The 12674-nt window shown below is 43.2% G+C and carries 8 protein-coding genes and 1 pseudogene; 8 read left to right on the forward strand and 1 reads right to left on the reverse strand.

Translation table 11 applies throughout. The features are described from left to right. Positions 1 to 530: 530 nt before the first annotated feature. The 8 genes and pseudogenes from B4K11_RS02425 to nirD all read left to right on the forward strand — a co-directional run bounded on the left by B4K11_RS02425 (position 531) and on the right by nirD (position 11820). Positions 531 to 1910 (forward strand): CmpA/NrtA family ABC transporter substrate-binding protein, encoded by a 1380-nt coding sequence (locus B4K11_RS02425; RefSeq protein ID WP_292957308.1) that lies wholly within the window; start codon positions 531 to 533, stop codon positions 1908 to 1910. A gap of 65 nt (positions 1911 to 1975) precedes the next feature. Continuing rightward, the gene (locus B4K11_RS02430) at positions 1976 to 2962 is read left to right on the forward strand and encodes an ABC transporter permease (protein ID WP_292957306.1); all 987 of its coding nucleotides are present in this window, start codon (positions 1976 to 1978) and stop codon (positions 2960 to 2962) included. A gap of 31 nt (positions 2963 to 2993) precedes the next feature. Continuing rightward, the gene (locus B4K11_RS02435; protein ID WP_292957304.1) at positions 2994 to 3878 is read left to right on the forward strand and encodes an ABC transporter ATP-binding protein; all 885 of its coding nucleotides are present in this window, start codon (positions 2994 to 2996) and stop codon (positions 3876 to 3878) included. Between the two features lie 214 nt (positions 3879 to 4092). After that, the gene (locus B4K11_RS02440; protein ID WP_292957302.1) at positions 4093 to 5562 is read left to right on the forward strand and encodes a NarK family nitrate/nitrite MFS transporter; all 1470 of its coding nucleotides are present in this window, start codon (positions 4093 to 4095) and stop codon (positions 5560 to 5562) included. Positions 5563 to 5621: 59 nt separating this feature from the next. Then, positions 5622 to 7343, forward strand: a complete 1722-nt coding sequence (locus B4K11_RS02445) for a bifunctional protein-serine/threonine kinase/phosphatase (protein ID WP_292957300.1) — start codon at positions 5622 to 5624, stop codon at positions 7341 to 7343. Between the two features lie 345 nt (positions 7344 to 7688). Further along, positions 7689 to 8819: pseudogene (locus B4K11_RS02450) on the forward strand (NAD(P)/FAD-dependent oxidoreductase); the annotation flags it as partial. 105 nt (positions 8820 to 8924) lie between these two features. Then, positions 8925 to 11441 (forward strand): nitrite reductase large subunit NirB, encoded by a 2517-nt coding sequence (gene nirB / locus B4K11_RS02455; protein WP_292957367.1) that lies wholly within the window; start codon positions 8925 to 8927, stop codon positions 11439 to 11441. 31 nt (positions 11442 to 11472) lie between these two features. Further along, positions 11473 to 11820, forward strand: coding sequence for a nitrite reductase small subunit NirD (gene nirD / locus B4K11_RS02460; RefSeq protein ID WP_292957298.1), 348 nt, complete (start codon positions 11473 to 11475; stop codon positions 11818 to 11820). A gap of 186 nt (positions 11821 to 12006) precedes the next feature. Here nirD and B4K11_RS02465 read toward each other — a convergent pair whose 3' ends face one another. Beyond that, complete coding sequence (locus tag B4K11_RS02465; protein ID WP_292957296.1) at positions 12007 to 12573, reverse strand: DUF1285 domain-containing protein; 567 nt, start codon at positions 12571 to 12573, stop codon at positions 12007 to 12009. Between the last annotated feature and the right edge of the window lie 101 nt (positions 12574 to 12674).

A 12674-nucleotide genomic window follows, 5' to 3' on the forward strand; every position in this document is an offset into this window, starting at 1 on the left:
CAATGGCTACTACAGAAAATAGTATCAGTAGCAAAAGTAAACCTGTCAATTAAAGAGCACGCTTTACATGATCTAGCCCCGATTTTTTTTATTGTGCCCGACATATTAGATTTAATTTACGTCTAACTATTCCTTCTATCCTTTGCTCTCCTATTCCCCCCTATCTTATGCCCTCCCATTCAGCCTTAACGTCCTTAAGAAAAATCGACTTTATAGCGTTTATAAATCATTCAAATTTGCCCCTAAAGTGATCACTGCTGCACTATTGTGCAGCGCAACACGACTTAAACACAAACAGAAAACAAACCACAAAAAACACTAAAACACTGATTTTAAAGAAAAAATAAAACATGGCACAGCTAATGCTTTATAATTATCACAACAGAGTAACTCAACGATGAGGCACTCTAAAGATTTTAAAAGGCTGAAGTTGGCCTTACATTTTATTTTATGGCAAAGGCGCCTCAACGGATCACACTACAGTGGTTACGTGGGCGCTTTTTTGTTTTTTAAGATTGGGGGAACGATCCATGCTTAAGAAAAAAACGGCTCTACTCAGCAAAATTATTAGTAGCACAGTTTTAGCTGCATCACTTATTACCGTCCCTGCTTGGGCCGCAATAGGAGAGCCTGAAAAAGAAGACCTGAAGTTTGGTTTTATCAAACTAACTGACATGGCGCCTCTAGCCGTTGCTTATGAAAAAGGTTTCTTTGAAGATGAAGGCCTCTATGTAACATTAGAAGCACAAGCAAACTGGAAAGTTCTTTTAGACCGCGTTATCGATGGGCAGCTTGATGGTGCTCACATGCTTGCGGGTCAGCCTCTAGGTGCGACAATCGGCTTCGGTACTCAATCACATATCGTTACAGCGTTCAGCATGGACCTTAACGGTAACGCGATTACGGTATCTAACGACATTTGGGATCAAATGAAGCAATACGTTCCTAATGGTCCAGATGGCAAGCCGGTACATCCAATCAAAGCCGACGCATTAAAACCTATCGTTGAAAAATATAAAGATGAAGGTAAACCTTTCAACATGGGCATGGTATTCCCAGTCTCTACTCATAACTATGAGTTAAGATACTGGCTTGCTGCAGGTGGCATTAACCCAGGTTATTACGCACCACATAAAGGCGACACGTCCGGAACGATTGATGCTGATGCATTACTCTCTGTAACACCTCCTCCACAGATGCCAGCCACACTAGAAGCGGGAACTATCTACGGCTACTGCGTAGGTGAACCTTGGAACCAACAGGCCGTCTTTAAAGGTATCGGTGTTCCAGTCGTTACCGATTACGAAATATGGAAAAACAACCCAGAGAAAGTATTTGGCGTATCTAAAGGTTGGGCAGACGAAAACCCAAATACCCATTTACGTGTTGTTAAAGCGATGATTCGCGCCGCTAAATGGCTCGATGATAATAACAATGGCAACCGCCCAGAAGCGGTAGAGATCCTATCACGCTCTGAATATGTCGGTGCCGATTACGATGTTATTGCGAACTCCATGACAGGTACATTTGAATATGAAAAAGGAGACAAACGTGAAGTCCCTGATTTCAACGTATTCTTCCGTCATAACGCAACTTACCCATACTACTCGGATGCTATCTGGTATCTAACGCAGATGCGCCGCTGGGGTCAGATTGCCGAACCTAAATCTGATGAATGGTTCATGGATATTGCGAAAAAAGTATACCGTCCTGATATCTATGCGACTGCTGCTAAAGAGCTAATTGAAGAAGGAAAAATGTCTGCTGATATGTTCCCAGACTTTTCTACTGAAGATGGCTTCAAAGCTCCGCAGACACACTTCATTGATAACATTACATATGATGGTAAACAGCCTAACGAATACCTTAAAAAATTCTCAATTGGTCTAAAGCCTGAACAGAAAATTTGATTCTAGCCAAGTCAAAACTCCCCTCTTTACGGAGGGGAGCCTGATCAACAAGAGAGTATATTATTATGAGCAATTTAATCGCAACGCTAGGCCTAAGTGCCTATTTTGAAAGCCCTAAAAGCAGCTTTACTGCGCTAGCAAAATCAGTACTTGTACCTCTTATTGGTCTATTGCTTTTCCTTGCTATTTGGGAAATCGGCGCTAAAAGTATCCATACATCACTCGGTGTTTTCCCAGGCCCAGTAGCCGTGTATGAACAAAGTGTTAACTTAATTAAAGATCACAATGCCGAGCGTCTAAAAGAGGTCGCATTTTACGAACGTCAAGACGTACGTAATGCCAAAAAACTAGAAAAAGATCCAAACGCCACAATCAAGGTACGCCCTTATACAGGTAAACCTACCTTTTTTGATCAGATTTTAACGAGTTTAATCACTGTATTAACTGGCTTTATCATAGCCTCAATGATTGCTATTCCTGCGGGTATTGTAATCGGGCTAAACAGTACGCTGTATTCAGCATTCAACCCACTTATCCAATTATTTAAACCGGTCTCTCCCCTCGCATGGCTTCCTCTTGTAACCATGGTCGTGAGTGCTGTTTATGTCAGCAAAGACCCGATGTTTGCTAAATCCTTTATTACATCACTGATTACCGTATCACTATGTAGCTTATGGCCAACACTGTTAAATACCGCAGTAGGTGTCTCTTCAATTAGCAAGGACCTACAAAACGTTTCGCAGGTATTACGTTTAAATTGGCTGACACACGTCATCAAGATCGTTTTGCCATCCGCTATTCCTATGATGTTTACAGGGCTTCGCTTATCGCTAGGTATCGCATGGATGGTACTGATTGCCGCAGAGATGCTAGCGCAAAACCCCGGATTAGGTAAATTCGTTTGGGACGAGTTTCAGAATGGTAGTTCAAGCTCCCTTGGCAGAATCATGGTGGCTGTATTAGTTATCGGCCTTATCGGCTTCCTACTTGATCGCTGCATGCTATTTTTGCAACGCAAAGTATCTTGGGACAAATCAGTAGTACTTCGTTAATCAATCGATCTGAGAAACAAGGAGAATTATCATGACACAACCTCCAAAGCATTTAGAGCTAACACAGGTCGATATCGACTTCCCTACACCCAACGGCCCGTTTAAAGCCTTACAGGATGTCAATCTAACCATCAATAAAGGTGAGTTTGTTTCCCTGATTGGCCACTCAGGCTGCGGTAAGTCCACCGTTCTTAACATTGTTGCGGGCCTTTACCAAGCAACAAAAGGCGGCTGCTTACTAGACGGCAAAGAGGTTAATGCCCCTGGACCTGAGCGTGCAGTTGTATTCCAGAACCATTCCCTTTTACCTTGGTTAACCGCTTATGAAAATGTCGAATTAGCGGTAAAACAGGTTTTCGGAAAAACCAAAAGCAAAAGTGAAATGCGTGAATGGATAGAACATAACCTATCTTTAGTTCATATGGACCACGCAATGGATAAACGCCCTGATGAAATATCAGGGGGTATGAAACAGCGTGTAGGTATTGCACGTGCACTCGCCATGGAACCAACGGTAATGTTAATGGATGAGCCTTTTGGTGCACTCGATGCTTTAACACGTGCCCACTTGCAAGATTCCTTAATGGAGATCCAAAAAGATCTTAACAACACCGTTATTATGATTACCCATGATGTAGATGAAGCGGTACTCCTATCAGACCGAATCGTTATGATGACCAATGGTCCTGCAGCTTCCGTCGGTGAAATATTGAATATTGATCTGCCACGCCCCCGCGACCGTTTAGCATTGGCCGACGACCCAACTTATAACCACTATCGACATGAAGTGCTTAAATTCCTTTACGAAAAGCAACGCACTCCCGACAGTCCAAAAACTGAAGATAAAGAAAAAAATGAAGATGTGGCACAAGACGTGCAAGTTATAAAATCAAAGAGCGAAGAAAAAGCGGCGTAGAGCCTGAATTCCCTACAATCAATGGCGATTAAAAAGAATTCAGAACTCCATTAAGGTGCAAAACTAAGACTAACGACTTAGAAAACGCACCAAAAAAGCGCATTAACTTTGCTACAAATTGAACAAAGGCGTTCATACTCTTATTCATTACGATGAGAGTTGAACGCCTTTTTTATTTTTTAGAATTTATAACTTTTATTATGAGGCCACAATTATGAGTGACAGTGGAAAAATAAATCTTTTTTCTTTTACCGGAAAAATGAAAATCTTGCACTTGAGCTGGATGGCATTTTTCATTACTTTCTTTGTATGGTTTAACCATGCTCCCCTACTCGGTGCAATCGCTGAATCCTTAGGGTTAACCAAAGCAGAGATTAAAACACTCTTAATTCTTAACGTGGCACTTACAATTCCAGCCCGAATAATTATTGGCATGTTGACTGATAAATATGGGCCACGTATTACTTATGCTGCCCTTCTATTTTTTGCCAGCATTCCTTGCTTTATGTTTGCCCTATCAACTGATTTTGCCGAAGCAGCGATCTCTCGCTTTCTTTTAGGCTTTATCGGCGCTGGTTTTGTTGTCGGTATCCGGATGGTAAGTGAATGGTTCCCTGCCAATGAACTAGGTACTGCTGAAGGTATTTACGGCGGCTGGGGCAACTTTGGTTCTGCAGCAGCGGCCATGTTACTGCCAACATTAGTTGTCATTTTTGGCGGCGATGATGGCTGGCGTTATGCGGTAGGTCTAACCGGTGTAATGAGCTTGTTATTCAGCTTTGTATGGTACAAAAATGTTACCGATACACCTAAAGGATCAACTTATTTTAAGCCGAAAAAAATAGGTGGTATGGAAGTTACTTCTACAGCTGACTTCTATCTATTGCTTATCATGAAGCTACCTATGTACGCAGCGCTGTCTCTGCTGACATGGAAACTTTCACCCGCTGGTGTGTCTATCCTGTCTGATACTGCAGCGCTAGCTATCTATATTATTTTAGGCGTTATCTTTGTTTACGATTGCTACAGTGCATACGACATCAACAGAGAAATTTTCAACACTCCCGTTCCTGAAATAGAGCAGTACAAATTCAAGCAAGTCGCTGTACTTAATGTACTTTACTTTGCAACCTTCGGTTCAGAGTTAGCTGTTGTCTCTATGCTGCCACTGTTCTTTGCTGACGTATTTGAGTTGGACATGGTATATGCAGGCTTACTTGCCTCCGCTTATGCATTTATGAACTTAATGTCTCGCCCTGGTGGTGGTTGGATTAGTGACCGATTTGGCCGTAAGAAAACCCTCCTTATTCTAACAGCAGGCTTAGCTGCTGGTTACGCAACGATGTCGCTTATCGATAGTAGCTGGCCACTATTCTTAGCCGTTGGCGCAGCCATGGCTTGTTCTTTCTTTGTACAAGCGGGTGAAGGCGCTGTTTTTGCTGTTGTACCACTGATTAAAAGACGTCTAACTGGACAGATTGCAGGTATGACTGGCGCGTATGGTAATGTGGGTGCTGTATTCTATCTAACAGTTCTATCGATGGTGGATTACTCAACTTTCTTTACCGTTATTGCGGTAACAGCAGTACTTGGCTTTATAACTCTTCTATTCTTAGAAGAACCAAAAGGCCATATGGCTGAAGTAAATGAAGACGGCACAGTCGAACTGATCAAAGTGAACTAATCACAGCAACAAGTGGAGATACGGAGCGATTAATCAATTAATAGCTCCGTAAAAAATAGATGACACACAAACCTCTCGCTCTTCGCTTCGGCGGCAAATCCAGCCAAGGACTTAAAAGCATCAACCAAGATGCTTTTGCCGCTCATCTACCTGAGAAAGCAGACTTAGAGTTTAAGGGAGGCGCAGCCGTTATCGCCGATGGCGTTAGCAGCTGTGAAGATTCACATATTGCCAGTCAAACAAGTGTGACTAGCTTTATGCAAGACTATTTTAGTACTCCGCATAGCTGGAGTGTCAGAAATTCAGTGTCCCGTGTGATGACAGCCCTAAATAGCTGGCTTCATAAAGAGAATGCTCGCAGTAGCCGAGAAAAAGATAGTTTACTATGCACCTTTTCAGCGCTGGTTGTTAAATCCAACACCGTTCACTGGTTTCATGTGGGCGACTCTCGGATTTATCTTCTTCAAAACGGACAACTAGAACAACTGACACAAGATCATGTGCGTAAATCAGGTGGAAAAAACTACCTTTCTCGCGCCCTTGGAGGCGACGGGCATTTAGAAGTTGATTACGCGACTCGTCTTATCGAAGAAGGCGATATGTTATTAATGACCACCGATGGTGTTCATGAGTTTCTCACCCACCGTGAAATAATAGCTACGTTAACAGCGGGCTATGATAACCCCGAAGAAGCAGCGAAATCACTTATACAACAAGCGCTAGAAAACGGAAGTGATGACAACCTGACAGCGCTTATTGTTTGCGTTGATGATCTACCTAATGAAACACTCGATGAAAGCCATAACCGTCTAGTTCAGCTACCCATCCCTCCCGTCATGGAGGTTGGTAACAAGATTGATGGCTATGAAGTACTCGATGTCATTTTCAGCGGTACACGCAGTCATATGTATCTAGTCAAAGATACGGAGAGTCAAAAGCAGTTTGTCCTAAAAGCACCCTCTACCAATTTCTCAGAAGACACTCTCTATTTAGATGGTTTCATTCGTGAAGAGTGGGTTGGGCAGCGTATCGATCACCCTAATGTCATGAAGACCTATCCTAGTCTGCGTGACAAAAATTTCCTGTATTACTTGGGCGAACACATTCAAGGCATGAATTTACGCCAATGGATGAATGATAACCCTACCCCTTGTCTCGATGACGTCCGTCAACTCACGAAACAGATTGTACAGGGCCTTCGCGCCTTCCAACGTGCCGATATGGTGCATCAGGATCTGAAACCTGAAAACATCATGATTAACCAAGATGGGCGTGTAAAAATTCTCGACTTCGGCACAGTGAAAATCGCAGGAATAGAGGAGATGACCTCCCCCCTTGATAAATCAATACCCCAAGGGTCGGTTAACTATGTTGCGCCAGAATATTTACTAGGGGAACCCGGTAATTTTAAATCAGATCTTTTTTCACTCGGTGTAATCGTCTACGAAATGATCACAGGAAAACTCCCCTATGACGAAATGTCCACTAACGACATAAAACTGAGTAGTTATGGAGAGATGAACTACACCCCAGCACTTCACCACCGGAAAGACCTTCCTCTCTGGGTCGAAGGCTGCCTGAAAAAAACCTTACAACCTAACCCAAGGTTTCGCTACGAGGCTTTATCTGAGTTTCAACAGGACCTTCTACATCCAAATCGTAATCTTGAATCTAAAATTCAGCACCAACCCATGATGGAAAAAAATCCGCTGCTGGGATGGAAGATCATAGCCGCCATCATGCTTGCATTAAATATACTCCAGCTAGTTATTAATACTTAAAAGCAGTTTTAGACACTACTTCTATCTACGCTGCCACCTACCAGCCCCAAACAATCCTCCATAAGAGTGCACCACATTCGACCAAAGTCAGTGTGCAGTGCATCAAAAAACAGCCTTTCACCGCCAAAAACGGGCATCTACAATCAACACAAAAACAACAACTAATTGATATATATTGCTTTTTCAAATTCTGGCACAGCTTATGCTTTATTAGACCACATAACTGAATTGATTAAGCTTCATCAGTGACTACTGCTAACTATTAGAACAAAGGCGTTCTACATCAACATGTTTATTCATGTTGCATGTAAGCGCCTTTTTTTTATTTTTTTGTTTAGGATCGTTATGAAAAAACGTTTGGTAATTATTGGAAACGGAATGGCTACAGGCCGGTTATTGCAGCGTTTATCAGAACGTGCTGCAAACCAGTTTGATATTACCGTTTTTGGTGAAGAACCAGGCGGTAGTTATAACCGTGTACTGCTATCAAACTTACTGAGTGGTGAACTCAGTATGGATAAGGTCATCACCCTCTCAACACAGTGGTATGCAGAACAGGGAATTAAATTACACAGCCAAGACCCTGTAGAAACAATTGACCGCTCACAAAAGCTGATCATTAGCGAAAAAGGTATACGCGTAAATTACGACTACCTTGTTATAGCGACAGGTTCTTATCCTACTGTTCTACCTATTCCGGGTGCAGAGCTTGATGGCGTTATGAGCTTTAGAACACTTAAAGATGTCGCGCTGATGCAAGATATTGCTACCAAGAAGAAACACGCCGTTGTTATCGGCGGTGGTTTCCTTGGTTTAGAGGCCGCTGAAGGCCTTCGCGTTCAAGGTATGGATGTAACCCTATTACATAGAGGGAACTTTCTTCTAGACAATCAGCTAGATGAAACAGCTGGAAAAATGCTGCTCAATTCTCTTGAAGAACGCGGTATCAAATTTCGATTAGCAGCCAATACTCAGGAACTAGAAGGTAGCGATTCAGTTGAATCCGTACTACTTGCTACAGGCGAAAGACTTCCTGCAGACCTTGTTGTCACAGCAATCGGCGTAACACCTAACAAAGCCCTAGCCGTCGACACTGAGCTTAACTGCCAACGCGGCATTCTAGTTAATGCTCAAATGCAAACGAGCGACCAAAACATCTTCTCACTTGGCGAATGCTGCCAATTTGAATCATTTACATATGGGCTTGTTGCTCCTATTTGGCAGCAAGCCGACATTCTGGTTTCAAGTCTTCTTAATGAAGCAGGGGAATATAAAGAGCAAGCAGTTGCTACCCAGTTAAAGATTAGCGGCATTGAGCTTTTCTCCTGCGGATCTCTAATCGATACACCAGACACTGAAACTCTGGTTTACCACGATGTAAAACACAACGAATACAGAAAACTTTGGCTGAAAGATAACCGACTAGTGGGGGCCGTTTTATATGGCGATACCCGTGAAGGGCAGTGGTATTTCGATCAGTTAAAACAAAACAACGATTTGAGTGCGAACAGACAACAGTTGCTCTTCGGCAGCCCGTTCTGCTCTCAAGACACTCAAACACAAGAAATGGGTATATCTTCTATGGCTACTACAAATAGCAGCAGTAACAAAAAGCAGTTAGTCGTTATTGGTAACGGCATGGTGGGCCACCACTTCATAGAAAACTTTGTTGAAAATGAAGTGGCTGGCGAGTATGAAATCCATATTTTAGCAGAGGAATCACGTGCAGCTTATGATCGTGTTCACCTTTCGGAATATTTCGGCGACTCCACCTATGAAGACCTCTGTCTCGTAGAAGATAATTTCTATAACACTCATGGCGTGCAGCTTCACTTAAGTGAAGGTGCTACGCAGATCGATCGCGATGCAAAGCAGGTTATCACGGAGCAAGCTACGTACCCCTACGATACACTCGTACTTGCGACTGGTTCATACCCTTTTGTACCCCCAATTCCGGGTAATGATGGTGATGCCTGCTTTGTTTATCGCACCTTAGAAGATCTTGATAAAATCCAAGCCTGCGCAAGCAACGCTTCAACCGGTGTTGTCGTTGGTGGTGGTTTACTTGGTTTAGAAGCAGCAAACGCCCTTAAAGCACTTGGCCTTAAAGCTCACGTTGTAGAGTTTGCCCCACGCCTGATGCCAGTTCAGCTTGATGAAGATGGCGGCGAGCTTCTTAAGAAGAAGATCGAAGCGTTAGATGTAGATGTACATTGCAACAAAGCCACCACTGAAATCATTCCTGGTGAAAGCCATACTTACCGTATGAACTTTAGTGATGGCTCATTCCTTGAAACCGACCTAATATTATTCTCCGCTGGTATTCGCCCTCAGGATGCACTCGCACGGAGCAGTGAACTTGAAATTGGGGAGCGCGGCGGGATTCTCGTCAATGACCAATGCCTAACTTCAGACCCAAGCATCTATGCAATTGGTGAGTGTGCTCTTTGGAATAACCAAATCTTTGGTTTAGTCGCGCCAGGCTACACGATGGCTAAAACAGCTGTTGCCAATATTTCAGGTGATGAAGCTGCCTTTACCGGGGCAGATATGAGCACCAAGTTGAAACTTTTAGGTGTCGATGTAGGCTCAATTGGAGATGCCCACGGTAAGACACCTGGCAGTATCAGCTATCGCTATTTAGATGAAGATGAACAGGTTTATTACCGTATTGTGGTTTCTGAAGACCGTACCAAGCTGCTCGGTTCAGTACTGGTAGGTGATAACAGCAAATACGATACTCTTTTACAGTACGCCCTTAACGGTATTGATCTTCCAGAGAAGCCGCAGGCCCTTATTCTTCCATCAATGGACGGATCCGCAGCACCGGCTCTAGGCCCTGATGCACTACCCGATGAGGCCACTATCTGTTCTTGCCTTAACGTAACTAAAGGCCAGATCTGCTGCTCTATTGATGAAGGCGCCACATCTGTTGCAGATGTAAAAGATGTAACAAAAGCAGCGTCAGGCTGTGGTGGTTGTGCCGCCATGCTGAAAAGCGTTGTTGACTGCGAACTTGAAAAGCGTGGTGTTGAAGTATGTACAGACCTATGTGAACACTTCGCATACACACGTGAAGAGCTTTACCACATCATTCGTGTTGAAGGCATTCGCAGCTACTCAGAACTATTAGAGAAGCACGGTAAAGGCTTAGGTTGTGAAATCTGTAAACCTACAGCCGGTTCGATTCTAGCATCATGCTGGAATGAGCATATCATGGATGAACCGCACGTTTCCTTGCAGGATACGAATGATACGTTCATGGCCAATATGCAAAAGAACGGTACCTATTCGATCGTTCCACGTATCGCAGGCGGTGAGATCACACCTGATAAGCTAATCGTGTTAGGACAAGTTGCTAAAAAATACAGTCTGTATACAAAAATCACCGGCGGACAGCGCGTTGACCTTTTTGGTGCCCAACTTCATGAGCTTCCACTTATCTGGAAAGAACTTGTTGATGCCGGTTTTGAGACAGGTCACGCCTACGGTAAGTCATTACGTACCGTTAAATCTTGTGTTGGTAGCACATGGTGCCGTTTCGGTGTTAATGACAGTGCAGGCATGGCGATCAAACTAGAAAATCGCTACAAAGGCCTTCGTTCACCTCACAAAATCAAGTTTGCCGTTTCAGGTTGTACACGTGAGTGCGCAGAAGCTCAGAGTAAAGACATCGGAGTCATTGCAACAGAGAACGGCTGGAACTTATATGTTTGCGGTAACGGCGGTATGAAACCTCGTCATGCTGACCTATTTGCTACGGACTTAGATGATGAAACCCTCATTAAGTATATCGACCGTGTATTAATGTTCTACGTTAAAACCGGTGACCGTTTACAAAGAACATCCGTTTGGATGGACAATATGGAAGGCGGGTTAGATTACTTAAAAGATGTTGTCATTGAGGACAAGCTAAATATAGCTGAGGAATTAGAGTCACAAATGTCCCACGTTGTGGACACTTACCAATGTGAATGGAAATCTACATTAGAAGACGAAGACAAGCTAAAACGCTTCCGCAGTGTTGTGAACAGTGATCAACAAGCTGACCCACAGATTGTTCACATTATGGAACGAGATCAGGTCCGTCCAGCCTAAAACTGTAGAAACGAATTGAAGGAGATGAGTAATGACAACTAGCCCAAACGCAGACTGGATCAAACTTTGTGATAAGAACGATTTGATCAAACACTCGGGAATTGCCGCTGTTTATGAAGGACAGCAGATCGCTCTATTTTATATCCCTGATTACAAAAATGAAATTTTTGCGATAAGCAATCATGACCCTTTTAGTGGTGCAAATGTACTTGCGAGAGGACTCATCGGCGATCTTAAAGGTGAACCGATGGTGGCTTCGCCTCTATACAAACAACACTTCTCACTCAACACAGGTGCCTGCTTTGAAGATGAAGAGGTACAGGTGCCTGTTTGGCCTGCTCGTTTGCAAGGAGATAGCGTTGAGATAATGCCATCTTAATATCCTCCCTTAGAGGACTAACTTGCTCATGGATGAGTAAGACTGCTCTAAATGACTCCTACCCATGCATTCTAGAGCAATGCCTTAATGCTCCTGCATCTTAAGGTATTTTTTGTCGCAGGCTTCTGGCCTGCGGCCTTTTTTATTCATAGACCTCCCTGAATAAAAATGACTTATTAACTTAAACTAATTCAGCAGCCCCAAAGTAAACTCCAGTCCTTGGCTCTTAATTACTAAGGTTTGCCCTGATGAACTCTGCCTCTCCTCTGCCATATTTACTAATTCATAAAATACATTACGATGAATCAGCCCTTTCATGCCGAATCGAACGTCCAAATAGGGAGAGGGTTCCTCCGTCTCTTCAGAATATTCAACCCATAATTTATGACCTTTACCCAACACAACGGTATCGTCGGTCATCGTTTTAAAGCAAAGCTCCTCACCAAACTTCCCTTGCTGTCGTTCAACTGAAGTAATAACAAAAGGAGCATCCTCCACTTGAATACCAATTTTCTCCACAGGTGTTTTTAAATAATACTGCCCCTTCTCTTCCCATAACACAGTTGAAAAGAGCTTAACCATTGCCGGCCGCGTAATCGGTGTCCCCATATAAAACCACTCACCGTTACGCGCAATGCGCATATCAATATCGCCACAAAAATCGGGATTCCACTCATCTAGAGGCGGTATACCCTTCCCCGCTCTCTTAATCTCTTGAGTCGTTTTAGCTAAATCAAACTTGGCATTACTCACACACCTACCCACCTTTTTATTCTTGCTTATTAAATTTACTCAACAAAGTTATAAAAAATTTCATCTTATATCCTAACTACATGAAAAAAATTAATTGTTAG

It is taken from the genome of Neptuniibacter sp. UBA6509 (genome assembly GCA_002435145.1).
Classification (GTDB): Bacteria; Pseudomonadota; Gammaproteobacteria; order Pseudomonadales; family Balneatricaceae; genus Neptuniibacter.

Coding starts and splice junctions, on each gene's coding strand:
- B4K11_RS02425 (WP_292957308.1), top strand. CDS start 531: ATGCTTAAGAAAAAAACGGCTCTACTCAGCAAAATTATTAGTAGCACA.
- B4K11_RS02430 (WP_292957306.1), top strand. CDS start 1,976: ATGAGCAATTTAATCGCAACGCTAGGCCTAAGTGCCTATTTTGAAAGC.
- B4K11_RS02435 (WP_292957304.1), top strand. CDS start 2,994: ATGACACAACCTCCAAAGCATTTAGAGCTAACACAGGTCGATATCGAC.
- B4K11_RS02440 (WP_292957302.1), top strand. CDS start 4,093: ATGAGTGACAGTGGAAAAATAAATCTTTTTTCTTTTACCGGAAAAATG.
- B4K11_RS02445 (WP_292957300.1), top strand. CDS start 5,622: ATGACACACAAACCTCTCGCTCTTCGCTTCGGCGGCAAATCCAGCCAA.
- nirB (WP_292957367.1), top strand. CDS start 8,925: ATGGCTACTACAAATAGCAGCAGTAACAAAAAGCAGTTAGTCGTTATT.
- nirD (WP_292957298.1), top strand. CDS start 11,473: ATGACAACTAGCCCAAACGCAGACTGGATCAAACTTTGTGATAAGAAC.